25 protein-coding genes are annotated in these 24,111 nt (G+C 53.9%); 9 read left to right on the top strand and 16 right to left on the bottom strand.

Annotated features, from left to right (window positions below; translation table 11 throughout):
• Positions 1-15: 15 nt before the first annotated feature.
• The 11 genes from EYC87_RS02800 to zapE all read right to left on the bottom strand — a co-directional run bounded on the left by EYC87_RS02800 (position 16) and on the right by zapE (position 12,206).
• A complete protein-coding gene (locus EYC87_RS02800) occupies positions 16-1,545 on the bottom strand; it encodes an arylsulfatase (protein WP_279251519.1) in 1,530 nt (509 codons plus the stop codon).
• Between the two features lie 82 nt (positions 1,546-1,627).
• The gene (locus EYC87_RS02795) at positions 1,628-1,936 is read right to left on the bottom strand and encodes a DUF1244 domain-containing protein (protein WP_279251895.1); all 309 of its coding nucleotides are present in this window, start codon (positions 1,934-1,936) and stop codon (positions 1,628-1,630) included.
• A gap of 44 nt (positions 1,937-1,980) precedes the next feature.
• Positions 1,981-2,469, bottom strand: coding sequence for an NUDIX hydrolase (locus EYC87_RS02790; protein ID WP_279251518.1), 489 nt, complete (start codon positions 2,467-2,469; stop codon positions 1,981-1,983).
• Positions 2,470-2,471: 2 nt separating this feature from the next.
• The gene (dnaE, locus tag EYC87_RS02785; protein ID WP_279251517.1) at positions 2,472-5,954 is read right to left on the bottom strand and encodes a DNA polymerase III subunit alpha; all 3,483 of its coding nucleotides are present in this window, start codon (positions 5,952-5,954) and stop codon (positions 2,472-2,474) included.
• Positions 5,955-6,073: 119 nt separating this feature from the next.
• Complete coding sequence (locus tag EYC87_RS02780; RefSeq protein ID WP_279251516.1) at positions 6,074-6,463, bottom strand: ClpXP protease specificity-enhancing factor; 390 nt, start codon at positions 6,461-6,463, stop codon at positions 6,074-6,076.
• A 33-nt stretch (positions 6,464-6,496) separates the two neighbouring features.
• The gene (locus tag EYC87_RS02775; protein ID WP_279251515.1) at positions 6,497-7,129 is read right to left on the bottom strand and encodes a glutathione S-transferase N-terminal domain-containing protein; all 633 of its coding nucleotides are present in this window, start codon (positions 7,127-7,129) and stop codon (positions 6,497-6,499) included.
• 79 nt (positions 7,130-7,208) lie between these two features.
• A complete protein-coding gene (locus tag EYC87_RS02770; protein ID WP_279251514.1) occupies positions 7,209-9,248 on the bottom strand; it encodes a ubiquinol-cytochrome c reductase in 2,040 nt (679 codons plus the stop codon).
• A complete protein-coding gene (gene petA / locus EYC87_RS02765; RefSeq protein ID WP_279251513.1) occupies positions 9,248-9,844 on the bottom strand; it encodes a ubiquinol-cytochrome c reductase iron-sulfur subunit in 597 nt (198 codons plus the stop codon). The genes EYC87_RS02770 and petA overlap by 1 nt, the downstream gene beginning before the upstream one ends.
• A 248-nt stretch (positions 9,845-10,092) precedes the next feature.
• Positions 10,093-10,485: a 30S ribosomal protein S9 gene (gene rpsI / locus EYC87_RS02760; RefSeq protein ID WP_279251512.1), complete on the bottom strand. Its 393-nt coding sequence runs from the start codon at positions 10,483-10,485 to the stop codon at positions 10,093-10,095.
• A 12-nt stretch (positions 10,486-10,497) separates the two neighbouring features.
• Positions 10,498-10,926, bottom strand: a complete 429-nt coding sequence (gene rplM, locus EYC87_RS02755) for a 50S ribosomal protein L13 (RefSeq protein WP_279251511.1) — start codon at positions 10,924-10,926, stop codon at positions 10,498-10,500.
• A 179-nt stretch (positions 10,927-11,105) separates the two neighbouring features.
• On the bottom strand, positions 11,106-12,206 hold the full coding sequence (zapE, locus tag EYC87_RS02750) for a cell division protein ZapE (protein WP_279251510.1): 1,101 nt from the start codon (positions 12,204-12,206) through the stop codon (positions 11,106-11,108).
• A gap of 152 nt (positions 12,207-12,358) precedes the next feature.
• Between zapE and EYC87_RS02745 the strand changes: the two genes are divergently transcribed.
• On the top strand, positions 12,359-12,829 hold the full coding sequence (locus EYC87_RS02745) for a Z-ring associated ZapG family protein (RefSeq protein WP_279251509.1): 471 nt from the start codon (positions 12,359-12,361) through the stop codon (positions 12,827-12,829).
• A gap of 15 nt (positions 12,830-12,844) precedes the next feature.
• Here EYC87_RS02745 and EYC87_RS02740 read toward each other — a convergent pair whose 3' ends face one another.
• Entirely contained in the window at positions 12,845-13,600 is a 756-nt protein-coding gene (locus EYC87_RS02740) for a Nif3-like dinuclear metal center hexameric protein (protein ID WP_279251508.1), read from the bottom strand.
• A gap of 111 nt (positions 13,601-13,711) precedes the next feature.
• Here EYC87_RS02740 and EYC87_RS02735 point away from each other — a divergent pair, with 111 nt between their 5' ends.
• Positions 13,712-14,809, top strand: a complete 1,098-nt coding sequence (locus tag EYC87_RS02735) for a S1C family serine protease (protein WP_279251507.1) — start codon at positions 13,712-13,714, stop codon at positions 14,807-14,809.
• Here the strand turns inward: EYC87_RS02735 and hisD are convergent.
• The 4 genes from hisD to EYC87_RS02715 all read right to left on the bottom strand — a co-directional run bounded on the left by hisD (position 14,806) and on the right by EYC87_RS02715 (position 17,885).
• Positions 14,806-16,104, bottom strand: a complete 1,299-nt coding sequence (gene hisD, locus EYC87_RS02730; protein WP_279251506.1) for a histidinol dehydrogenase — start codon at positions 16,102-16,104, stop codon at positions 14,806-14,808. The genes EYC87_RS02735 and hisD overlap by 4 nt on opposite strands.
• Position 16,105: 1 nt before the next feature.
• On the bottom strand, positions 16,106-16,741 hold the full coding sequence (gene hisG / locus EYC87_RS02725; protein WP_279251505.1) for an ATP phosphoribosyltransferase: 636 nt from the start codon (positions 16,739-16,741) through the stop codon (positions 16,106-16,108).
• Between the two features lie 133 nt (positions 16,742-16,874).
• On the bottom strand, positions 16,875-17,114 hold the full coding sequence (locus tag EYC87_RS02720) for a BolA family protein (RefSeq protein WP_007227270.1): 240 nt from the start codon (positions 17,112-17,114) through the stop codon (positions 16,875-16,877).
• A 114-nt stretch (positions 17,115-17,228) separates the two neighbouring features.
• The gene (locus tag EYC87_RS02715) at positions 17,229-17,885 is read right to left on the bottom strand and encodes an MlaC/ttg2D family ABC transporter substrate-binding protein (RefSeq protein WP_279251504.1); all 657 of its coding nucleotides are present in this window, start codon (positions 17,883-17,885) and stop codon (positions 17,229-17,231) included.
• Between the two features lie 175 nt (positions 17,886-18,060).
• Here EYC87_RS02715 and EYC87_RS02710 point away from each other — a divergent pair, with 175 nt between their 5' ends.
• From EYC87_RS02710 to EYC87_RS02680, 7 genes are all read left to right on the top strand, one after another.
• On the top strand, positions 18,061-19,035 hold the full coding sequence (locus EYC87_RS02710; RefSeq protein WP_007227472.1) for a calcium/sodium antiporter: 975 nt from the start codon (positions 18,061-18,063) through the stop codon (positions 19,033-19,035).
• A gap of 16 nt (positions 19,036-19,051) precedes the next feature.
• The gene (locus EYC87_RS02705) at positions 19,052-20,032 is read left to right on the top strand and encodes a KpsF/GutQ family sugar-phosphate isomerase (RefSeq protein ID WP_279251503.1); all 981 of its coding nucleotides are present in this window, start codon (positions 19,052-19,054) and stop codon (positions 20,030-20,032) included.
• Positions 20,032-20,559, top strand: a complete 528-nt coding sequence (locus tag EYC87_RS02700) for a KdsC family phosphatase (RefSeq protein WP_341474967.1) — start codon at positions 20,032-20,034, stop codon at positions 20,557-20,559. The genes EYC87_RS02705 and EYC87_RS02700 overlap by 1 nt, the downstream gene beginning before the upstream one ends.
• The gene (gene lptC, locus EYC87_RS02695; protein WP_279251502.1) at positions 20,559-21,116 is read left to right on the top strand and encodes an LPS export ABC transporter periplasmic protein LptC; all 558 of its coding nucleotides are present in this window, start codon (positions 20,559-20,561) and stop codon (positions 21,114-21,116) included. The genes EYC87_RS02700 and lptC overlap by 1 nt, the downstream gene beginning before the upstream one ends.
• Positions 21,100-21,627: a lipopolysaccharide transport periplasmic protein LptA gene (gene lptA / locus EYC87_RS02690; protein WP_007227408.1), complete on the top strand. Its 528-nt coding sequence runs from the start codon at positions 21,100-21,102 to the stop codon at positions 21,625-21,627. Before lptC ends, lptA begins: the two co-directional genes overlap by 17 nt.
• A gap of 1 nt (position 21,628) precedes the next feature.
• Positions 21,629-22,354 carry an LPS export ABC transporter ATP-binding protein gene (lptB, locus tag EYC87_RS02685; RefSeq protein ID WP_007227611.1) on the top strand — a complete coding sequence of 242 codons (726 nt, stop codon included), beginning with the start codon at positions 21,629-21,631 and terminating at the stop codon, positions 22,352-22,354.
• 153 nt (positions 22,355-22,507) lie between these two features.
• Positions 22,508-24,007 (top strand): RNA polymerase factor sigma-54, encoded by a 1,500-nt coding sequence (locus EYC87_RS02680; protein ID WP_279251501.1) that lies wholly within the window; start codon positions 22,508-22,510, stop codon positions 24,005-24,007.
• Positions 24,008-24,111: the final 104 nt, after the last annotated feature.

Below are 24,111 nucleotides of genomic sequence, written 5' to 3'. Positions count from 1 at the left end.
GCACCCCCGCGGGGCTTAGCGGTCCGGCAGGAACCTGTCAGTCAATTTATCGATAGACCAGGAATCCGGCTTCTGGCTCGGTGGATATTCACCAAAAGTCTGTAAGTATTGAGTCGTTACTGCACTCCCCATGTACACCCTGGCTGCTTTATCGATGGCCCAGTCCCAGTAGGTATTGGAGTTGTGATCTGCTCTCTCAAATGGGTCTCGACGTAAATGAAACAGCTTTGGTATGCGCAATGTCACTTCGGGCTCGGCCCACAGGGCCATGGTCTTGCCGCGATTCTCTGCGTACACCACTTTCCAATCGCCGACTCGAATACAAACGGGCATACCGCCATCATTATGATAAACGAATTCTCGCCGTGGGCCATTTTCCACTTGCCCGCTTAAGTAAGGCAGGAAGTTATAACCATCGAGGTGCAGTTTGGAGTTCTTGCTGCCCACGCGCTTACCTTTCAGCAAATCTTCCTTAAGACCGCTGTCACCCGCAGCTGCTACCAGTGTGGGCATCCAGTCCAGGTGCGACATAATCTCATTGGAAACTTGCCCAGGCGCGATCTTCGCAGGCCAACGAACGACAGCAGGAACACGGTAAGCTCCTTCCCAGTTTGAATTTTTTTCACTGCGAAAGGGCGTAATACCGGCATCTGGCCAAGTGTTGTAATGAACTCCGTTATCCGTGGAGTAAAACACTATTGTATTTTCAGCAATACCGAGCTCGTCTAACTGGTCCAGCATTAGTCCGACAAGCTCATCGTGAGCCACCATCACGTCGTTATAGTAATCCTGTCCGGACTTGCCTAAATGCTTCTTCGCCGGATGGGTACGAAAGTGCATTCCAGTGGTGTTTAGCCAAACGAAAAATGGCTTGTCGGCCTTTACCGACTTGTCGATGAACTTCTGGGCTGCCGCAGCGAATTCCTCATCAACGGTTTCCATACGCTTGCGAGTCAGTGCACCGGTATCCTCGATACGACCATCAGCATAGGAATGAATCACGCCACGCGGGCCAAACATCTTGCGAAAAGCCGGGTCCTGAGGGTAATCAACATCTTCGGGCTCTTCCTCCGCATTCAGGTGATATAAGTTCCCCAAGAACTCATCAAAACCGTGATTGGTCGGCAGATTTTCATCTTTATCGCCCAGGTGGTTCTTACCGAACTGGCCAGTGGCGTAACCCTCGGTCTTGAGTACCTCAGCAATCGTGATATCGCGATCAGTAATACCTAACTCCGCTCCCGGCAGCCCCACTTTGGAAAGGCCAGTGCGCAAAGGCGTTTGTCCGGTAATGAAACTGGAACGTCCCGCCGTACAGCTCTGATCGCCATAGTAATCGGTAAAACGCATGCCCTCTTCGGCGATGCGATCGATGTTCGGCGTTTTGTAACCCATGATGCCATCGCTGTAGGCACTGATATTGCTTATGCCTATATCGTCCCCCCAAAAAACCAGGATATTGGGCTTCTCGGCAGCCCAGACAGGAAAGGCAAGCGCGGCACCGACAACGATGCCCGCACCGGCTAATAATTTATGTAGTCTCACGAAAATGCCCTCTTGGTTCGTTCAATTTACTTGCATACCTCGGTACGCTATTGCTGAGAAAAAACACATTAAAATTATCACATTAGTTTGCAGGTTTGTTTTTCTCAAAAGAAGCCAACTGTTCGGGAGTCGCTGCTTTCTGGTGTTTCTGCTTCCATTCACTGTAGGGCATGCCATACACCCTCTCCCTAGCCTGATCATAGTCTACATCGACACCTTCTTCCTCTGCAGCCGCCATGTACCACTTCGATAAACAATTACGGCAAAAACCCGCAAGATTCATAAGGTCGATGTTCTGGGCGTCCTTGCGGCCGTCCAGGTGTTCCAATAAGCGGCGGAACACCGCAGCTTCAATTTTATCTGTGTTCGGCACGAGTGGTTTCTCCTTCATCAGGTGTGTGAAAAACAGCACTGGAAGTGCTATTGCCTCGATCGTTAATCAGCCTGCGTATCGCTAGTGTCAGCACTTACATTGGACATCAATATATCGCGCAAAATATTTTGCTGGCCGGGGTAGCGCCATTGGACTGAATCAAAACTAGCTAAATCCAGCCAAAAGCTCCGCCTGACCTCCATTACCGCGGGAGCAATTTGGCCAGAATCCGGGTGAATAGCGCAAGCATACAAATGAAAGCCCGTGTCGAATACAGTCAGGAGCTTTCCTGGAATCAGGCTTAGGCCGGTCTCTTCCAGAGTTTCCCTGTGGGCAGCGCACTGCGCAGACTCACCTTCTCTCGACTTGCCCCCTGGAGGAGTCAAGCCACCGGTGCGTGAATCGACGACCAGCACTTTTCCATGAGCGACGGCCAGGCAACCGGCTGCAAATGCAAAATCGGGCTCGCCTTCATAGGGACAGCCAAGTTGCGGCGTCGCGGTGCACGAAGATAACAGCAAGCAAAAAAGAAGGGCGTGGAGATATTTCAAACTCAATACTCCAGTGCTACCTGCTCATGTCCCAGTTCATCCCGCAAGATCTGGATTAACTCGTCGCTGGGAACAACGCGCCATCGCTCACTCAGGTGCACTCTGGCCCTGTTGCTTTGCTGCAAATAATCGATACTCACCGGACAGCGACCTCCCGCTGCTCCCGCAAGAATTTGCTCCAATCGCGTTGTAAAATGATCATCGAATCGCTCGGCATTGACCCTCAGGGTGAGTCTTGAAGCGTAGCTTTGACGCGCCTCATCAATGCTTCGCACACCGCTGGCACGCACGACCGGCTTACCGCTGCGGTCATCCTGCTGCACTTTACCCTCTATCAGCACGATGGTGTCCTTGACCAATAGCTCGCGGAACTGGTTATAGACTTCCGAGAAAAGAGTCACCTCCATCTGCGCACTGCTGTCATCCAGAGTGAGTACTGCCATCGTTCCTCGTTGAGTATTCATTGTTCGGGTAGCCATAATCAGCCCGACCAGCAGTTGGTTACCCTGTTTGTCAGGACGCACATCTACAATACGCTTGGGGGCAAATTTTCTAATTTCTACCTGATACTCATCGATAGGGTGTCCGGTAATGTATAAGCCCAGGGTGTCCCGTTCGCCGCCCAGGCGCTCTTTATCTGTCCAGGGACGCACCTTGCGAAAGCCCGCATAAACATCCTCTGTTCCATTTTCCTGGCTGGGTACGACTTCGCCAAACAAGTCATCGATACCCGCATCTCGATTACTGGCACTTTGCTCGGCTGCCTTAAGCGCATCTTCCATACTCGCCATCAATACCCACCGGGTCTCACCCAGGGAATCCAATGCCCCCGAGCGGATAAGCGCCTCGATAGCCTTACGATTTACTTTTCGGGGATCGGTTCGGGCGCAGAAATCAAACAAGTCGGTGAAGGGGCCGTCTGTTTCACGAGTTGCAAGAATGATCTCAACCGGCCCTTCCCCCAGTCCCTTAATAGCGCCCAGACCATAAATGATGTCACCCTGCGCATTCACTGTGAACATGTACTGTCCTTCGTTGACATCTGGCAATTTCAACGACAACTTCATCCGTTTGCACTCGTCGACGAACACCACAGTCTTGTCTGTATTGTCGAGTTCAGAACTCATCACCGCGGCCATGAAGGGGGCGGGATAGTGAGTCTTGAGCCAGCAGGTCTGGTATGAAACGAGCGCATAGGCAGCGGAGTGCGATTTGTTGAAACCGTAGCCCGCAAATTTTTCTACAAGGTCGAAGATCCTCATCGCCAGCTCGCTATCGACACCCTTGGACTTGGCACCCTCTTCAAAAATCGTCCGTTGCTTGGCCATCTCTTCGGGTTTTTTCTTACCCATGGCCCGGCGCAACATGTCTGCGCCACCCAGGGTATAGCCCGCCAGTTCCTGAGCAATCTGCATCACCTGCTCTTGGTAAAGGATAATGCCGTAGGTGGGCTGCAAAATAGGCTTGAGCCACTCGTGCTGCCACTTGGCATCGGGGAAAGAGAGTTCCTCCCTGCCGTGCTTACGATTGATAAAGTTGTCAACCATGCCTGATTGCAATGGCCCTGGGCGAAACAGCGCCACTAATGCGACGATGTCCTCGAAGCAGTCGGGTTGCAGACGCTCAATCAAGTCCTTCATACCGCTGGATTCCAACTGGAACACTGCGGTAGTCTTTGCAGACTTAAGCAAAGTAAAACTGGGCTGATCATCCAACGGTATCTGCATGATATCCAGCGGTGCTTGCCCGTCTGTATCCCTGACGGTGTTTATCATTTTCACCGCCCAGTCGATAATGGTGAGAGTGCGCAGACCCAGGAAGTCAAACTTCACCAGACCCGCATCTTCTACGTCGCCCTTGTCGTACTGGGTTACCAGGCCAGAGCCGCTCTCGTCACAAAACAGCGGCGAAAAGTCGGTGAGTTTGGAGGGCGCGATAACCACACCGCCTGCGTGTTTGCCCACACCTCGGGTGACTCCCTCCAGTTGTTCCGCCATGTCCCAGATTTCCTGGGCTTGCTCGTCTTCAGCAAGAAACTCCTTTAGCGCCTCCTCCTGCTCTAGCGCCTTTTCCAGGGTCATTCCCACTTCAAACGGAATCAACTTCGACAATTTGTCAGCGAGTCCATAAGACTTACCCTGAACTCGCGCCACGTCACGCACCACCGCCTTGGCTGCCATCGTGCCAAAGGTGATAATTTGTGACACCGCCTCGCGACCGTATGTATCCGCCACATAGTCGATTACCTGATCGCGCTTATCCATACAGAAATCAACATCAAAATCGGGCATGGATACCCGCTCTGGATTGAGAAAGCGCTCGAATAGCAGGTCGTACTCAAGAGGGTCCAGGTCAGTAATTTCCATGGCGTAAGCCACTAGGGAACCAGCGCCTGAACCTCGTCCCGGACCCACCGGAATGTCGTGTTGCTTGGCCCAGCGAATAAAGTCCATCACGATAAGAAAATAACCGGGGAAGCCCATCTGGACAATGGTCTCCAGTTCGAATTCCAGTCGCTCCCTGTACTGCTTCTGTTTTGCAGGAAAGTCATCCGCCGAGCTATCGAACAGGGCCTCCAGGCGCGCATCCAGTCCGTCGTGAGACAGCTGCCGGAAAAACTCGTCCATGGTCATGCCCTCAGGCACGGGATAATCAGGCAGATACGGCTTACCCAATTCCAACACCACATTACAGCGGCGGGCAATTTGCACTGTATTGGCCAACGCCTCGGGAATATCGGCGAACAACTCCGTCATCTCTTCGGGCGAACGGAGATACTGTTGTTCGGTATAGGATCGCGCACGCCTTGGGTCATCCAGGGTGCGCCCTTCCCCGATACAGACTCGCGCCTCATGGGCCTCAAACTCTGAGGCGTCAAGAAAACGAACATCGTTAGTGGCCACCACCGGACACTGAAGCTGGGCAGCCAGGTTCACTGCTCCGTGAAGATGAGTTTCATCTCCCTCCCGGCCCGTGCGATGTAACTCCAGATAGAAACGTTGCGGATATAGAGCCATCCAATATTTTGCGCGGGCCACTGCCAGCTCGGACTTTTCGCCTATAATCGCCTGGCCAATATCGCCTCTCGCCCCTGCAGACAGGGCAATCACACCCTCCGCACACTCTTCCAACCAAGCCTTTTTTACGTAAGGGACACCTAGGTACTGACCCTCAGTGTAAGAGCGCGAGATCAACAGCGTAAGATTATGGTAACCAGTCTGGTTCATTGCCAGCAGGCACAAAGGATAGGACTTCTCCGGGTCGTCCGCGTCCAACACCCTGAGATCGGTGCCAAAGATGGGCTGAACACCGGCGCTGAAAGCGCTCTTGTGGACTTTTACCAATCCGTAAAAGTTACTGACATCAGTGACAGCCACCGCAGGCATACCGAGCTCGGCAACGCGGCTCATCAACGGTTTTAGGCGGACTAGACCATCGACAATGGAAAATTCGGAGTGGAGGCGTAAATGAACGAACTGGGTCATTGGGAAAGTGTACCGCTGTTCCCGGTGCGCAGCAGCAAACTCTTGGATATTTTATTGAGAATAGCTTTTATGGGCGTCCAAGCGAGCCAGTTCTCCATGGTCGAGTGGGAACTACCGACTTACTTAACGATTTTAAGAGAGGGCCGACCTTCAGGGTTATGCGGTTCAGGTGGGGTATCGTCCGGCGGTATTTCGACTTCTTCTTCGGGTTCAAACACCATGCCCTGGCCATTTTCTCGAGCGTAGATACCAATAACAGCACTGACCGGGACGAAAATATCTGTGGCGACACCACCGAAGCGACCATTAAACGCCACTGCATCATTAGAGATATTCAGCTCCATGACCGCTGTTGGTGAAATATTAAGCACGATCTGGTCATCTTTGACGTATTGCTCAGGCACCATGACGTTGTCAATGGCAGCATCGACGAGAATGTAGGGGGTGCAGCCGTTGTCAACAATCCACTCATAGAGAGCGCGCATGATGTAAGGGCGACTGGGGGTCATGGACATCCTTAAAAGGTTGTCGATAATGCGCTCTTAAGAGCGCATCTCGCGTTCCTGCTCGGAAAGGCTTTCCTGGAAAGACTCGCGGGCAAACAGGGCATCCATATAGGCCAAAAGAGGTTTGGTCTGCTTGGAGGAGCGAATATCAACACCGAGCGAAGGCAGACGCCACAGGATAGGTGCTATGCAGCAATCCACCAGAGTGAACTCTTCACTCATGAAAAATGGCTTCTCCGCAAAAATCGGGGCGATTCCAGTGATGCCGTCTTTCAGCTCTTTGGTCGCTTTCTTGATCACATTCTCGCTGCGTGTATGCTGAATAGAATCAACCAGCGCGCACCAGTCCTTTTCGATACGATGGATCAGGAGACGGCTTTCTGCTCGCGCTACTGGATATACCGGCAACAGCGGCGGATGCGGAAAGCGCTCATCCAGATACTCCATCATTACCTTGGACTCATAGAGCACCAGGTCACGGTCGACCAGAGTAGGCAGGCTGTTATAAGGGTTCAACTCAGACAACTCGGTCGGAGGATGGAGTGCATCCGTCTCGATCATGTCTACCGTCACGCCCTTTTCGGCCAGAACGATACGCACTCGATGGCTATAGTGACTGGTTGGATCAGAAAAAAAGATCATTGAAGATCGCTTTGCCACAACACCCATCGAAAATTCCTCAGTTGGTTTTCTAAAAAAACAAATGCGGCGTGACCATGGTCACACCGCGAGCTCTGACCTCAGTTGATCAGTGTACGTCTTTCCAGTACTCGCGGTTAAGTAACCAGGCGAACACAAAAAACAATGTGATAAACAGCAAAACGAAAATGCCGGTGCGCTTACGTTCCGCAGCCATGGGCTCGGCAGTGTAAGCCAGAAAGTTCACCAGATCGTAAATCGCGGTGTCGAATGCTTCGGGGCTCATATTGCCCTCGGCAGTAATGTTAAAATTACCGCATGGGTCTTCAAGAATATCCTCGCCGGTGAGCGGATCACGCTTTACGCCGCCGTTTCCAGCCGCAATCGGGCCCATAGCGCACTCCTGCATACCCTGCAGCTCTAGCATCACATGGGGCATACCCACGTCTTTGAAAACGCGATTATTCACGCCATAAGGGCGACTGTCGTCTTTGTAGAAGTTGCGCAGGTAAGTGTACAGCCACTCTGGCTGGCGAGCGCGAGAAACCAGGGTCAAATCAGGAGGAGTCGCACCGAACCATACCTTGGCCGTGCGGTCGTCCATGGCGTTATCCATCAGCGCGCCAATTTTGACGGACGGATCGAACATCAGATTAGCCTGCATCAGATCCTCAGGAATCCCCAGGTCTGCCGCGACGCGATTGTAGCGGGAGTACTTCAGGGAATGGCAACCCATACAGTAGTTCATGTATAGCTTGGCGCCGTTTTGCAAGGAGGATTGATCAGAAGGGTCAGCGACAAATTCATCACAGTCGATCGCTCCGCAGGCGTGAGCAGACTCAGCACCCACCGCCTTGAGAGGAATAATGGTCAGTGCCAGAATTAAAGCAAGACCACCCATGCTGCCCCAGAAGCCTATACCGCCGTCCATAGTAATGCGCTCTGGCACTGGCTTGGTCTTATCCAGCGACGACCAGATCGGCATCAGCAGGAAGAAAGCGAAGTAGAACACGGAGCAAATCTGCGCAAGGATAGTGCGCTCCGGCGTGGGCGATTTCACACCCAGCACACCCAGGATCAAGAAGCTCGCAACGAACAACACCAGCATCGTCTTGGTGATGTTGCCCCGATAACGCCAGGATCTTACCGGGCTGCGATCCAGCCACGGCAGTAGGAAGGGAATAGCGACAGAGGCTGCGAAAAATATAAAGCCCCAAAATTTATCAGGTACCGCGCGCAACACTGAATAAAACGGCGTGAAATACCAAACAGGCGCGATGTGTTCTGGTGTTTTCAGGCCATTCGCCTCTTCGAAATTGGCAAATTCTAGGAAGTAACCACCCATTTCGGGCAAGAAGAAGATCACTGCGCAGAAAATAAATAAGAACACTGCAATCGCCTGCAGGTCATGCACGGTGTAGTAAGGATGGAACGCAACGCCATCCAGCGGTACGCCGTTTTCGTCCTTGTGCTTCTTAATGTCGACGCCATCGGGATTGTTGGAGCCTACCTCGTGAAGAGCCAACAAGTGCAAGACCACCAGCGCGAGCAAAACGATCGGTAGCGCGACCACGTGCAATGCGAAGAATCGATTCAGGGTCGCACCGGAGATCAAGTAGTCTCCGCGTATCCAGGTCACAATATCCTCGCCCACCACCGGAATCGCCCCGAACAATGAGATAATGACCTGAGCGCCCCAGTAAGACATCTGCCCCCAAGGCAACACATAACCGACAAAAGCCTCAGCCATCAGCACCACAAAGATCAACATCCCGAACATCCAGATGAGCTCGCGCGGCTTTTTATAGGAGCCATATAGCATGGCGCGGAACATATGCAGATATATCACCACAAAGAACGCCGAAGCGCCGGTGGAGTGCATATATCGCAGCAGCCAGCCGTAATCGACATCGCGCATGATGTATTCCACAGATGCGAAGGCCTCTTCGCTGCTGGGGGTATAGTTCATTGTCAGCCAAATGCCGGTGAGCAGTTGGTTGACCAGCACCAACAGGGACAGAACCCCGAAGAAATACCAGAAGTTGAAATTCTTGGGCGCGTAGTACTTGCCCATGTGTGTATCCCAGGCCCGAACAATGGGCAGGCGGGCGTCAACCCAGTCGCGTAAACCTATCAGCATATTGTTCATCAGGCGGCCTCCGAGTCCACACCAATTACCAGAACATTGTCACCCTCAAACGAATAAGGGGGCACTTCCAGGTTCTTGGAAGCGGGAACGCCACTATAGACGCGGCCAGACAGGTCAAATTTTGAACCATGACAAGGGCAGAAGAACCCACCTAACCACTCATCGCCACCCAGGTCAGCAGCGCCGACTTCGGGACGGAATTTCGGTGCACAGCCAAGGTGTGTACACAGACCGACCAGAACTAATAGCTCAGGCCGGATGGCGCGATCAACCCCGGTGATGTAAGCGGGCTGGTCAGAGACTTCGGACTCGGGATCCTTGAGAACGCTGTTCAGTTCCGGGAGCGCCTCAAGCTGCGCAGGGGTACGATGCATCACGTAAACAGGCTTACCACGCCATTCAATCACCACCATTTGACCGGGCTCCAGCTTGCCGATGTCGGCCTTGACTGGTGCACCTGCCGCTTTGGCCTTGGCGGACGGGTTCCAAGACCCCAGAAAAGGCACTGCTACGCCTACCGCGCCGGCAACGCCTACCGCACTGGTGGCAGCCGTCAGGAACTTTCTCCTGCCGGTATTTACGCCATCGCTACTCATGCTGTTCTCTCCTAGATTTGAAGCGGGTGGGCGATTGGAATCTCGCCCCGAAAACCACTTCTCACGAAAGGGCAAATACTAATGATTTTAGCCCTTTGTTACAAGGCAAACGCCTTGATTTCAAAGCCTTTTGGCCGAGAAATTGCAATCCATCAAGGACAAATTCGGGGCATAAAAAAACGTCCACCCTGTTTGCGAGCGGACGCTTTGATTCTGTCCCAGAACCCCGAATAAGGGGCCACTCCAGCTTATCGCTTGGAGAACTGAGGACGCTTACGCGCCTTGCGCAGACCAACCTTCTTACGCTCGACTTCGCGAGCATCGCGAGTCACATAACCCGCACCACGCAGTGAACCGCGCAGAGATTCGTCATATTCCATCAACGCACGGGTAATACCGTGACGAATTGCGCCGGCCTGGCCGAAGCTGCCGCCGCCCTGAACAGTGACGTTGATATCAAATTTATCATTCAATTCAACGAGTTCCAGCGGTTGACGCACAATCATACGTGCGACTTCACGGCCGAAGTACTGGTCCAGAGGACGTTTGTTGATAGTGATATTGCCCGCGCCGCTTTGCAAGAAAACACGCGCAGTGGACGTCTTGCGACGACCGGTTCCGTAATATTGGGTAGCTGACATAAATAATATCCGTTAAATGTTCAGTGCCTGGGGCTGCTGTGCAGTGTGCGGATGGTCATTACCCGCATACACTTTCAGCTTTTTGAACATGGCGCGGCCCAGCGGGTTGCGCGGCAACATGCCCTTTACTGCACCCTGAATAACGCGCTCGGGGGCCTTATCGATCAACTTCTCAAAAGAAATTGATTTCAGGCCACCGGGGTATCCGGTGTGGCTGTGGTAAATCTTGTCGGTCGCCTTGGCTCCGGTTACACGCACTTTCTCCGCATTGATCACTACGATGTAGTCACCAGTGTCGACGTGAGGTGTGTATTCGGCTTTATGCTTGCCGCGCAAACGATGCGCAATTTCACTGGCCAGGCGCCCCAATGTCTTGTCAGAAGCGTCTACCACGAACCAGTCGCGGGACACATCTTCTGCTTTGGCACTATAAGTTTTCATCAATATTTGCCTCTTGGAGGGCTCCAATTTCGAGAGCGCGAATACTAATCAATGGAAGCACCCTTTTCAAGCAGAAAGTTGAATAAATTTCGCGACTTACCGGCCTGGCGCGACCGTCCGCAAGTGGGAATATTACAGCTTTGAGTCAGACCGGGTTTAGACACTGGCTGCAACAAGGCTCAGGGGCGGTGTTCCCGGGCCAAATATTCATGGGATTGCATCTCCTGCAGGCGCGACTGAGTGCGCTGAAACTCGAACTCAAGGCTGCCGCCACCATACAGCTCCAACAAGGATTTCTCGGCCGTTAGCATTAACTTCACGTTACGATCATAGAACTCATCCACCAGGTTAATAAAGCGACGCGCTTGATCATTCTGGTCTTTATCAAACGCCGGCACACCAGAGAGCAACACCGCGTGAAAAATGCGTGCCAATTCAATGTAATCGTTCTGTGATCGGGGCCCGTCGCATAACTCGGCGAAATCAAACCAGGCGACATCGTCAGCCATACAACGCACTGTCAGATAGCGACCATTAATCTGGATTCGCTCCCAATGTCGCCCCGGCTCTACGGCAAGTGCGTCAAAGCTCTGCCGCAGGCTGATATCAGCAGCCTCATCCAGCGGGCAGTGGTAGAGCTCCGCCTGCTGCAAGGTGCGCAATCGATAATCCACGCCGGCATCAACGTTGACCACTTTTGTATATTTTTCAACCAGTGCGATCACCGGCAGGAAGCGCTGCCGTTGCAAACCATTCTGGTACAAATTTTGGGGCACAATATTGGAAGTCGCGACCAAGGTGACGCCGCGAGCAAACAATGCTTCCATAAGGCCTCCCAGAATCATGGCATCGCCAATATCAGTAACAAAGAACTCATCAAAACAGACCACCAGAGCCTCTTCCGCCAGGCGGTCGGCGACCATTTCCAACGGATTCACCTCGCCTTCAAGTCGGGTGAGATCGCCGTGGACTCGCTGCATAAAGCGGTGAAAATGCACGCGCAGCTTACGCTCAAACGGCAGGCAATCATAAAACGTATCCACCAGGTAGGTCTTACCGCGACCAACCCCACCCCACAGGTAAAGCCCCTGCTCTGGCTCGGGAGCCTGTTTCCTGAACCTTTTAATCAACGCAGAGAAGCCGGTCTCGCCGCCACGGTTGCGCTCCAGTAACCGCTCGTAGAGATCCTGCAACAAACGCACTGCCTCCTCCTGGGCGGGGTCATGAGAAAACCCCTCCCGTTGAAGATCGTCCTGGTAGCGCTGCCAGGGGGTCGACATCCTGTTTCCTGTTGCTCATTATCGGCGGCACACTTTAACCACAGGCCCTGCAGATGGCAACGCTACCGACATCAACAGACTGCGCCCTATGGCACCCTGTGGATTAAGGGTTATACTCTCGTTTATCAACATGTCGGTAGAAGGAAAACACCGTGTACAGCTTGACCATTGTTATTGTCGGCGCCGCCGCAGGACTCATTGTAGGACTCGGTCTGGGTTTACTATGGGGTCACCAAAGCTCTCCCTCCGGACAGAGGCACCGGGAAGTAGAACGCAAGCTGGATCAGGTGCTACAGGACAACAAAGCTTATGAAAATGAGGTGGTAGAGCACTTTTCCGACACGGCGCGCTTACTCAACAACCTCACCGAAAGCTATCGCGACGTTCACAACCATCTTGCCAAAGGCGCTGCCGACCTGTGCCAGGGTAACGGCCCAGTCGCCCTCGACCAATTGCAAAATCAACGCGACCCCAGCGAAATACCCGCTAACCTGGCAAGTGCTCAGCCGCCATTGGACTACGCCCCAAAAACCTCTCCTGACGAGAAGGGCATGCTCAACGAAGAGTTCGGCCTGGACCGCAATGCAATGGAAGCGAAAACCGCAGAAGCCTCTCAAGCCTGATCCCAGAGAAGTTATTCAGGCGGGGTTATCTTCATCAAAAAATCGGTGCTCCAGGCTGAATTTACGCGCCAGCGCCTCGCCAACCGCTTGCACACCATAACGTTCGGTTGCATGGTGCCCGGCGGCGATAAAAGCGATGCCCTCCTCCCTTGCGACATGTACAGTCTGTTCGGAAATTTCCCCGGTAATAAATGCATCCGCCCCTGCGACCACGGCGGCATCGATGTACGATTGCGCCGCACCAGTGCACCAGGCAACTCGCTTCAAGGTCCGCTCCCGGTCACCTATCAGCATTGGATCTCTTCCGGTCAAAGCCCTCAGTTTGTCACACAGCGTTCCGGCTGATACCTCTAGATCTCCGACATTGCCAACGGAATATGGATCTTCCGGTTGCAAGGGCGCCACGGACGCAATGCCCAGAAGTTGCCCCAGGCGAGCGTTGTTGCCCAGTGTCGGATGAGCGTCCAGTGGCAAGTGGTAAGCCAGCAAGCTCACTTCATTGGACAGCAAGGCGGCCAGCCTGTTGCGCTTCATCCCCACAACTGGCGCGGCCTCTCCCTTCCAAAAGTAACCGTGATGCACCAACAAAGCGTCAGCACCCCAGTCGATAGCTTTGTCCAGCACAGCCTGGTTGGCCGTAACCCCGGTAGCGAGCTTTACAACCTCCGCCTTTCCTTCAACCTGCAGGCCATTGGGACAATAATCGCGAAAGCTGCCAGGCTGCAGAGTTTCGTCAAGCCAGCTGAGGATTGAATCAAGAGGAGTGCTCATGGATGCTAATTCCTGTTCGCGGGAAGCCCGCTTCATATACAATGCAAAGAGGCCTGCCACGCAGGCCGACCAGCATCACTACTTTACCGCAGGATAGAGCTCACACACTACATGAGAGACAGCCTCAAATACATCACCTGGCCGGCCATTGCCGGCCTGCTGGCCGCCTTGCTAATCCTCGACCACTGGGTGCTCCCGGGCAATGGTAACGGCAGTTCTGACAGCAGCACGCCCGTCACCTATGCCCAGGCTGTAAGCAAAGCCAGCCCTGCGGTAGTGAACATTTACATTGCCAAGCTGGTCAACAAAGGAAAAAGCCCCCTGCTCAATGAGCGCATGGCAAGGCGCATGCCGCGCCAGCGCATAGAGCGCTCTCTGGGTTCGGGAGTCATCATGAGCGATCAGGGGCACATACTCACCAATCACCATGTCATCGCCGGAGCAGATGCTATTCAGGTTCTTCTGCAGGATGGCAGAACCGCAAACGCCATGGTCGTTGGCACCGATACGGCGACAGATCTGGCAGTACTGAAAATTGAGCTTAACAACCTGACCCCTGTCGAACTGGCTGATTCTGACCAATTGCACGTGGGCGACGTGGTGCTCGCCATTGGCAATCCACTGGGTTTTGGCCACACGGTCACCCAGGGAATAGTCTCTGCCCTTGGCCGTTATGGGCTGCAACAGAATACCTACGAGGATTACATCCAAACCGACGCCATCATTCATCAGGGGAATTCCGGGGGCGCGTTGATTGATACCCAGGGTAGGCTCTTGGGCATCAATACCCTGATTTACACCTCCAGCAATCCGGGAGGAACATCATCCACAGGTATAGGCATCAGCTTGGCGATTCCTATCAACCTTGCAACCTATATCATGCACGACCTGATCGAATACGGCGAAGTCATCAGAGGCTGGTTAGGGGTAAGCGTGGAGCCTATTCGACTGACTACTGGCGGCCAGCAACAGGCCCTGATGGTGGCGGCACTGGGCGAAAACAGCCCGGCACAGCGCGCCGGCATGCGCCTGGGTGACATGATCACTCACATTAACGGTGAAGCGGTAGTCGATGGACGCCAGACCATGCACAGCATTGCCCGACTGAGACCGGGAGACGCGGTGAGCATCTCTGTGCAGCGCGAACAGCAAAGTTTGGATCTTCGCGCAGTAGTAGGCGTTCAGGGGCAAACCAGCCCCGCGAATTAATCGCGCAAACGCATTTCCGCACTGCGAGCGTGGGCGGTCAGGGACTCACCCCGGGCCAATACCGACGCCACCTTACCCAACTGCTGAACGCCTTCTTCGCTACACATAATCACCGAGCTTCGCTTCTGAAAATCGTAAACACCCAATGGTGAGAAGAAACGCGAACTGCGTGAAGTGGGCAATACGTGATTTGGGCCAGCACAATAGTCCCCCAGTGACTCTGAAGTGTAGGGGCCCATAAAAATGGCACCGGCGTGCCGAATCTCAGGCAAAAGCTGCTCTGGGTCTTGCACCGACAGCTCCAGGTGCTCCGGTGCCAAGCGGTTACTGATCGCTACCGCATCGGCGAGGTCGCGAGTACGAATCATGGCCCCACGCCCCTCTAGCGAAGCGCGAATAATATCTGCTCGCTCCATTTCGGGCAGCAGCCTGTTGATACTGGCGGCTACCTGGGACAAGTATTGCTCGTCTGGGCAAAGCAATATTGCCTGGGCGTTTTCGTCATGCTCTGCCTGTGAAAAGAGGTCCATAGCAACCCAGTCGGGGTTTGTACTGCCATCACAAATCACCAGAATTTCTGACGGCCCAGCGATCATATCGATTCCCACACGCCCAAAGACCATGCGCTTGGCGGTCGCCACGTAGATATTGCCCGGCCCAACTATTTTGTCCACTGCCGGGACGGTCTCGGTACCGTATGCCAATGCGGCCACAGCTTGCGCGCCGCCAATGGTAAACACTCGGTCAACTCCCGCTATGGCAGCTGCCGCCAATACCAGATCATTGAGTGCTCCGCGCGGAGACGGCACCGCCATAATAATTTGTTCTACCCCGGCGACCTGCGCAGGAATGGCATTCATTAGCACCGAGGAAGGGTAACTCGCCTTGCCTCCCGGCACGTATATGCCAGCGCACTGCAATGGCGAAATTTGCTGGCCAAGCAGGTTGCCCGCGGCATCACGGTACTGCCAGCTCTCTTGCAGTTGGTGCTGGTGATATTCACGTATACGCTCGGCTGCTTGCTCCAACGCATCTCTGTGCTCAGCTGTGATTGACTCAAGTGCTTGTCGCAGGCGCTGTTGATCAACTTCAAGGTCGGCAGCGCTCGCCACCTCCAACTGATCAAATTGCGCAGTATATTCAAGCAACGCCGCATCACCGCGACTGGAGATATCACCCAGCACCCGGCGCACAGTGTCGTTCACCGCCAGATCCAGCTCATCCTCCCAGGCGGTCAGCTCGTCAAGCATCTGATCGAACCCGGTTTGTTGGGAGTCCAGTTGTCGCATCAACATCTCAGGGCTCCTCGACGGCAGCGGCAAGCTTATCGATCAAAGTCTGAATACCCTCATAGCGCGAGCGCATGGCCGCCTTGTTCACGATCAGGCGAGAGCTGACACTGGCGATTTCTTCCAACGGCTCCATGCCATTTGCTCTGAGCGTATTACCGGTATCAACAATGTCTACAATCAAGTCTGCCAGATTCATCATCGGCGCCAATTCCATGGCGCCATAGAGCTTGATCAGTTCAGCGTGCACGCCTTTGCGAGCGAAGTATTCCCTGGCGATATTGACAAATTTAGTAGCCACCCGGATACGCGCACCACTTTGCTTCCAGCCCACCGGGCCAGCGGTCATCAGGCGGCATCGAGCAATACCCAGGTCGAGGGGCTCATAGACACCCTCGGCACCGTGCTCCAGTAGAACATCTTTACCGACCACGCCAACATGAGCGGCTCCGTGACGCACATAGGTAGGCACATCTGTACCGCGGATAACTACCAGCTGCACACCGTTAACAGTGGTATCGAAAATCAGCTTGCGGCTTTTATCGAGATCCTCCAGCGGTTCAATACCGGCCCTGGCCAATATCGGCAGGGTCTCCTTCAGAATTCGACCCTTGGTCAGGGCGATGGTAATAGATTCACTCATAGTCAGTCCGGTACACGACGGATACCCGCCCCCAATAATTGCAATATTTTCTAAATACTCTTGTCGCCGCAATCGACCCGCTAAATCTTCCTGATTTGGTCGCTCGCCTGCGGCAAATGGCTGGCCTAGAGTATCAGCTGCGCGCCTGCCACTCTTCTGGCGTGAAGGTATGAATATTGACAGCGTGAATACTGCCATCGGCAATTTCAGCGTTGAGCGCGCCGTAAACCAACTGCTGTTTTTTCACTGGGCGTAATCCATCGAACATCGCGCCAATGGCAGTAATATCATAATTTGCACCCTCCCCCTGAACTTCAAATTGACAGTCGGGCAAGTGCGTCTGTAGCAGTACCTTGACGGTAGCAGCGTCCATAGTGATCTCCAGATCGGGTATCGAAATTTAGCATCGGCGCCGGACAACAGACCGGCAACCAAAGAAGCGGCATTCTAGGAGAAAATGGCTGCCATAGCGACCACTGCTGCCAGCTTACTCATCGATTTCGACGGCAGCCCATTGTGCAATAACGGCATCGATAGCGCCGTTCTCTTTGCGTGCCGCAGCCTGAAACTGGTTACGGTAAATTTCCCCGAGATTGATGCTCTCAATAATCATGTTACGCAGTTGCCATTCTCCGCTCTTGCTGCGTCCCATCTGATACATCACCACGTAGGACTGCGCGTCGTCAGAAAAAATCAACTGTTCCACAGAAACCCTGGACTGCTGGGCCTCATCCAGTGAAGGTTTTGAAATTTCAATGCTTGCACCCCCAAATGCGAGTAAGCCCTTGCCGTAGGTGCGCACCATTCCAGTGCGCATAACCTCGGTAAAGCGATCCAGTTGAGCGCGCAATTGCTCCCTGCCAGCTTCGTCCAACGAGCGATACCGCTCACTGGTGGCATAAGGCCCCATGACACCGCGCGCAAAACCGCGAAAATCTACCACATCATCCAAAATGACCTGGATTTGCTGATAATAACGTTCCGGGTCATCGTCCACATAGTTCGGAGCCTCCTGGACAACTACCATCACTTGTGAAGTGGTTTCACGAACAACGTCATGGGCGGTTGCTGGCTCCTGGGCACTCACGCCTATCGCCAGTAAATACAAGCCCAATACCAAGGAAAAATGTAATCTAAGCTTCATTTTTGCTCCCCACAAATTATTGCTACTATTCACAATCGCACCGCCCTGTATAATCCGCTCTTGATAACCAATCGAGCGCCCAATGCTGGCTTGCGTCTGATGTATGAGACAACAGTCTTGCTCTCGCAGTTCCAGTACGTTGCGCGGCGCATACTTTAACAGGAAACAGGTGTCTATGCTGTTAGCTGCCGCAGCCATTCTGGTCGGCTTTATCGTCCTGATTTGGAGCGCGGACCTGTTTGTCGCAGGCGCCGCCTCCATCGCCGAAAATTTGGGCATGTCACCCATTATCATCGGCCTGACCATCGTCTCCCTGGGCACCTCCGCACCAGAAATCCTGGTATCCCTGACTGCGGCCATGTCCGATGCGGGAGATCTCGCTATCGGTAACGCTATCGGCTCAAACATTGCAAATATGGGCCTGGTGCTGGGAATCACCGTGCTCGTCGCCCCTATGATGGTGCATGAGAGCTGCATGAAAAAAGAAATGCCGGTTCTTCTGCTCGTGACCCTTGGGGCCGGAGTGCTGCTGATTGACCACGAGCTGTCCAACCTGGATGCCTGGCTGATGCTAGGGACGCTCGCGCTAATCATTGTGTACATGGTGCGCAGCCAGCAGAAAGATGCAGTCCTGCTCGAAGAAGCAGAGGAAGAGTACCTTCATCACCTCAATCCAGTTCGTGCCTGGATCACGTTCGCGCTAGGCCTCGCTCTCTTGGTCGCCAGTTCACGCATGCTGGTTTGGGGCGCGGTGCTTATTGCAGAAACCATCGGTGTTTCAGAGCTGGTTATTGGCCTGACGATCGTCGCGATAGGCACCAGCCTACCTGAGCTGGCAGCCACCATCGCCAGTGCCTTGCGAGGCCATACTGAAATTGCGCTTGGCAATGTGATTGGTTCAAACCTGTTCAACCTGCTGGCAGTCATGGCCATCCCGGGCATTGTTGGGCCGGAAAGCCTGGACCCTGCTGTCCTGGTGCGCGACTACCCTACAATGACTTTCCTGACGGTATTCCTGGCGCTGGCGATTTTCATCAGTCGCAAACGCAGTAATTCCAAACAAGGGCATTCCTATGTAGGGCGCACCGTAGGCACGCTGTTAGTGTCATTCTACGCAGGGTATTATTACTGGCTGTACCTCAGTCTTTGAAACAGGGCCTCACGCTATGACGGATAAGCCGTCCAGTAACTTCAGCAGCTCGGCGATGCGCACCATCACAATGGAAGCCGAAGCCGTCAGCGCGCTGACAGGGCGTATTGGTGCGGATTTCGAACGGGCCTGCCAACTGTTGCTCGCCTGCAGGGGCCGGGTGATCGTCACCGGCATGGGTAAGTCCGGCCATATTGGCTGCAAAATAGCCGCGACTCTCGCCAGCACGGGAACACCCGCCTTTTTTGTTCACCCCGGCGAGGCCAGCCATGGCGACATGGGCATGATCACTCGCGAAGACGCCATCATAGCGTTGTCTAACAGTGGCGAAGTTGCTGAGGTCGTCACCTTACTGCCTTTGCTCAAGCGCCTCGGATCGCCGGTTATCGCCTTGACCGGCAATCCGCATTCCACATTAGCCCTTGCCGCCGATGCGCACCTGAATACCGGCGTAGAAACAGAGGCCTGCCCTTTGGACCTGGCACCCACGTCCAGCACTACCACGGCACTGGTGATGGGAGATGCTCTAGCGATCGCTCTGCTGGAGCAACGAGGCTTTACTGCCGAAGACTTTGCCTTCTCTCACCCAGGGGGCACGCTGGGCAAGAAGCTGCTGCTAAAAGTCCAGGACGTCATGCAAACTGGCGATTCGGTGCCCAGTGTAGATGCAGCTACCCCACTGTCCCAGGCTTTGCTCGAAATCAGTAACAAGGGTCTGGGAATGACTACCGTAACGAATGCCGATGGTCGACTCGCAGGGATCTTCACCGACGGCGACCTGCGACGCACTCTGGACCAGCAGATCGATATTAATAACACCCCCATAGCGTCGTTAATGTCTACCAGCACCAAAACCGCAAACCCCCAAATGCTCGCAGCCGAAGCCCTGCGCATTATGGAGGAACACGAGATCACCTCGCTGGTAGTACTGGATGATAGCGGTGAAACCCGCGGTATCATCCACCTCATGCACCTGCTGCACGCTGGAATAGCCTGATGACAATGAATGACTTGAGCATGCGAGCACAAAAAATCAGGATGCTGGCACTGGATGTGGACGGCGTGCTGACCGATGGCTGCATCTATTATGGCAGTGAAGGCGAAGAACTGAAGAGCTTCAGCATTAAGGATGGGCTGGGCATTAAGTTGCTGCAGCAGGATGAAATCGAAGTAGTGATCATCACCGGACGCAGCTCCGAGATCGTAGCCCGCAGAGCGCAGGAACTGGGCATTGCCGAGGTTGTCCAGGGTCGAGAGGACAAGATTACGGCGCTGAGAGAGATCTGTTCTCATCGCCAACTCAATACCGACCAATGCGCGTATATGGGAGATGACCTCCCCGATCTAGCCGCCGTGCGGGCTGCAGGCATTGGCATGGCCCCTGCCGATGCTGCCGATCAATTACGAGCGGCGGCAGACTGGATCAGTGAATTCAACGGAGGCGCCGGTGCTGTGCGCCAAGCCTGCGAGCAACTGCTCAGCTGGCGAGGCTCACTGAAGCAACGTCTGGCGGACTTCGACTAGTGCCCCGCCTGCCTCTGCAAATATTGCTGGCCATCGTGCTGGTGCTCGCAGCAAACCATTACTGGAATCCAGAGACCGCGGAATCTCCAGACCTTGACACCAGCGCCAGACGCCATGAACTCCCGAAAACTTACCTTGAAGTAGTGCGAGCATGGACGTTTGATGAAGGCGGCAAACTCACAGACATCGTGGAAGCGGAGCGACTGGAACAATTTCCCAGGCGTCACCTTTCATATATTACTATGCCAAGGTTTTTCGCTCACAGTGGCGACGATCGCAGCTGGTCGGCAAGCGCAGACAAAGGCCGGACTGATGAAAAGGTTGACCGGCTATTGCTGCGCAAGAATGTCGTTCTAATCCACGATCAATCTGGCACCCGCATGAAAACTCAGGCCCTGGACATAGAGCTGGAAAACAAAGTGGCAAGCTCAAACAAAAAAGTGACCGTAGTTCAGGGCAACAATTCGACAAGAGCCGACGGCATGGTAGTAAGAATGGAAGATGAAATCATCATCATGAAACCCAATGTGGAGAGCATTTATGCGCCCATGCCTTGATTGGCGTAAGCCAAGTGTACTCATCGTCCTGGTCTTTTTACTCCCTGGCGCCGCCATTGCGCTGCCTGACGACCGGGATCAACCCATCCGCATAGAAGCCGATGAAGCTCTGCGTGATGAGAAACAAGGATTCACTCGCTATGAGGGCCATGTCAGGATGGACCAGGGCAGCCTGCATATCGAAGCAGACCAGATCACCATCTACCACGACGATAAGGAAGCCGATCGCATACTGGCTACGGGCAGCCCCGCGCGCCTGCAACAGCAGCCAGAACTCGAAAAGGGACCCATTAAGGCGAGCGCCAACACGATAGAGTACTTTAAGACCGAAGACCGCATCCAACTGCGAGAAAACGCCAATATCGAGCAAGAGGGGTCAATCGTCACCGGCGACTCAATCGACTATCTGATGAATGAGCAACTGGTCAAGGCGGGCTCCGACAAGAACAGCGAGTCCAGCCGCGTCAAAGTAGTGATCCCGGCCGGAGTGGTCAGCGAAGAGGAGCGCTAACGTGGCTTGTTTACAGGCAAATAATCTGGCCAAAGCCTACCGTGGTCGGGAAGTGGTGCGGGATGTTTCCCTGCAGGTCGACAGCGGTCAGGTGGTCGGCCTCCTGGGCCCCAATGGCGCGGGCAAAACCACTTGTTTTTACATGATCATTGGCATCATCCAGGCCGACCGAGGGGTCATAGAACTCAATGGAGAAGATATCACCCCTCTGTCCATGCATGAACGCGCCAGGCATGGCCTGGGCTACTTACCCCAAGAAGCTTCCATATTTCGCAAGCTCACCGTCGGCGACAATATCCTCGCCATTCTGGAGACTCGGCCGGATCTGAACAAGAAGCAACGTCTGGAGCGGCGCGACCAGCTGCTGGAAGAGTTTCACGTTGAGCATCTTCGCGACAGCCTGGGTCAGGCGCTGTCCGGCGGAGAACGGCGCCGTATTGAAATTGCCAGAGCGCTGGCGGCAGAACCCGATTTTATCCTGCTAGATGAGCCTTTCGCCGGGGTAGACCCTATCTCCGTTAACGACATCAAAACCATTATTAACCATCTCCGTGATCGCGGAATCGGGGTGCTGATTACAGATCACAATGTTCGAGACACGCTGGATATTTGTGAAAAAGCGTACATCGTTGGCGAAGGGCATATTATTGCCTCTGGTACCGCAGAAGACGTCCTGGGCAGCGAACATGTGCGCAGAATATACCTCGGAGATCAATTCCAACTGTAAAATCGGCAGTAGAACTACCCCCCAAAGATTGTCAACAAGCAAATTTCGCGCCAAGTAGTTGCCACGACTCTATCGGCAACGCTAAACTGATCTCATTGTAACACCACGGCGTCTGCCTAATAGCTGGCGCCTGAGGGCCTTGCCAAGCATTCGATGAAACAATCGCTCCAACTCAAACTGGGCCAGCAGCTGACGATGACGCCTCAGCTGCAGCAGGCTATCCGTTTGCTGCAACTCTCTACCATGGATCTTCAGCAGGAAATCCAGCAGGCGCTGGATAACAACCCTATGCTGGAGGTCAACGAAGAAGATGGCCCTGCCCAAGCCTCCGACAGCGAGCCAGTCAACAGCCAGAGCGATGGCCCCATGGAGAGTGTGCAGCACAGCACAGACCCCGAAAGCGAGACCAGCACGACCCTGGAAGCCTCAGCCAGCAGTGAGTTGCTCCCCGATGACCTGCCAGTGGACACTCAGTGGGAGGATTTACTGCCCTCCAGCTCAGCTCCCGCGCCTCCGCCCAATGACGGCTACGCCGATGGGGATTTTGAGTCCCGCAACACTCACAGTGAGAGCCTGCACGAACAGCTACTTTGGCAGCTGAATCTGACGCGCTTGTCCGACTCCGATCGTCTGATCGCCCTGGCGATCATTGACTCGACTGACCGCAATGGCCGACTGCAAGCAACACCTGTGGAAATACACGAGTCTATCGAGCTCGAGCTGGATGTGGAGCTGGACGAAGTTGTAGCGGTACTTCACCGGCTGCAACAATTCGAACCAACCGGTGTCTGCACCCGCGACCTGCAAGAGTGTCTACTCGTTCAGTTACAGCAACTGCCGCCCGGCACCCCCCATCTGGAGCAGGCCAGACTCATTCTCAATCGACACCTCCCGCAGCTGTCCAGCGGTGATTTCAGCCAGATCATGAGACGAACCCGGCTTGATGAAGAGCAGCTGAAAGATGCCTTGGCTCTCATTCAAACGCTGGATCCTAATCCGGGGGAAACTTTTGCGCCGGAAGATGTCGAATATGTTGTCCCCGACGTATTCGTGAGTAAAAAGGAAGGCCGCTGGCTAGTGGAGCTCAACCCAGACATAGCGCCCAAACTGCGTATCAACAACGACTACGCCAGTCTCATAAAGCGTGCTGATAGCAGCGCCGACAATACATTCCTGAAAGATAACCTGCAGGAAGCGCGCTGGTTCCTGAAGAGTCTACAAAGCCGGAACGAAACCCTACTTAAGGTCGCCACCAGAATAGTGGAGCGTCAACGCAACTTTTTGGAATACGGTGAAGAAGCGATGAAACCGCTGGTGCTGGCAGACATTGCCGAACTCGTTGAAATGCATGAATCCACAATTTCTAGAGTGACTACCCAAAAGTACATGCACACGCCCAGGGGTATTTTCGAACTCAAGTATTTTTTTTCCAGCCACGTTTCTACCGCCGCTGGAGGCGAGTGTTCATCCACCGCAATTCGAGCCCTTATCAAAAAGCTGGTTGCAGCCGAAAACCCTCGCAAGCCACTCAGCGATAACAAAATTACTCAATTATTAGAGGCACAGGGAATCAATGTGGCCCGGCGTACCATCGCCAAGTACAGGGAAACCTTAATGATTCCGCCCTCAAACGAACGCAAGAGGTTGGGCTAGTTGATGACCAGCTAGAACGGACGAAAAGAACCGCTGCTTGCTAACAGTGGTCTAAACTTTATCAGTAGCAGACTGAAATCGAAAAATCCGGCAGTGCCGGTACC

The sequence above is a fragment of the Candidatus Seongchinamella marina genome (assembly GCF_026262685.1).
Taxonomy (GTDB): domain Bacteria; phylum Pseudomonadota; class Gammaproteobacteria; order Pseudomonadales; family Halieaceae; genus Halioglobus; species Halioglobus marinus.
This window is presented reverse-complemented; position numbering and strand designations above follow the sequence as displayed.

Bases quoted from the DNA above. Each gene is read 5' to 3' on its own strand.
- EYC87_RS02795 (WP_279251895.1), bottom strand. From the start codon at position 1,936: ATGAAGGAGAAACCACTCGTGCCGAACACAGATAAAATTGAAGCTGCG.
- dnaE (WP_279251517.1), bottom strand. From the start codon at position 5,954: ATGACCCAGTTCGTTCATTTACGCCTCCACTCCGAATTTTCCATTGTC.
- EYC87_RS02780 (WP_279251516.1), bottom strand. From the start codon at position 6,463: ATGACCCCCAGTCGCCCTTACATCATGCGCGCTCTCTATGAGTGGATT.
- EYC87_RS02775 (WP_279251515.1), bottom strand. From the start codon at position 7,129: ATGGGTGTTGTGGCAAAGCGATCTTCAATGATCTTTTTTTCTGATCCA.
- EYC87_RS02770 (WP_279251514.1), bottom strand. From the start codon at position 9,248: ATGAACAATATGCTGATAGGTTTACGCGACTGGGTTGACGCCCGCCTG.
- petA (WP_279251513.1), bottom strand. From the start codon at position 9,844: ATGAGTAGCGATGGCGTAAATACCGGCAGGAGAAAGTTCCTGACGGCT.
- rpsI (WP_279251512.1), bottom strand. From the start codon at position 10,485: ATGTCAGCTACCCAATATTACGGAACCGGTCGTCGCAAGACGTCCACT.
- rplM (WP_279251511.1), bottom strand. From the start codon at position 10,926: ATGAAAACTTATAGTGCCAAAGCAGAAGATGTGTCCCGCGACTGGTTC.
- zapE (WP_279251510.1), bottom strand. From the start codon at position 12,206: ATGTCGACCCCCTGGCAGCGCTACCAGGACGATCTTCAACGGGAGGGG.
- EYC87_RS02740 (WP_279251508.1), bottom strand. From the start codon at position 13,600: ATGAGCACTCCTCTTGATTCAATCCTCAGCTGGCTTGACGAAACTCTG.
- EYC87_RS02735 (WP_279251507.1), top strand. From the start codon at position 13,712: ATGAGAGACAGCCTCAAATACATCACCTGGCCGGCCATTGCCGGCCTG.
- hisD (WP_279251506.1), bottom strand. From the start codon at position 16,104: ATGTTGATGCGACAACTGGACTCCCAACAAACCGGGTTCGATCAGATG.
- hisG (WP_279251505.1), bottom strand. From the start codon at position 16,741: ATGAGTGAATCTATTACCATCGCCCTGACCAAGGGTCGAATTCTGAAG.
- EYC87_RS02720 (WP_007227270.1), bottom strand. From the start codon at position 17,114: ATGGACGCTGCTACCGTCAAGGTACTGCTACAGACGCACTTGCCCGAC.
- EYC87_RS02715 (WP_279251504.1), bottom strand. From the start codon at position 17,885: ATGAAGCTTAGATTACATTTTTCCTTGGTATTGGGCTTGTATTTACTG.
- EYC87_RS02710 (WP_007227472.1), top strand. From the start codon at position 18,061: ATGCTGTTAGCTGCCGCAGCCATTCTGGTCGGCTTTATCGTCCTGATT.
- EYC87_RS02705 (WP_279251503.1), top strand. From the start codon at position 19,052: ATGACGGATAAGCCGTCCAGTAACTTCAGCAGCTCGGCGATGCGCACC.
- EYC87_RS02700 (WP_341474967.1), top strand. From the start codon at position 20,032: ATGACAATGAATGACTTGAGCATGCGAGCACAAAAAATCAGGATGCTG.
- lptA (WP_007227408.1), top strand. From the start codon at position 21,100: ATGCGCCCATGCCTTGATTGGCGTAAGCCAAGTGTACTCATCGTCCTG.
- EYC87_RS02680 (WP_279251501.1), top strand. From the start codon at position 22,508: ATGAAACAATCGCTCCAACTCAAACTGGGCCAGCAGCTGACGATGACG.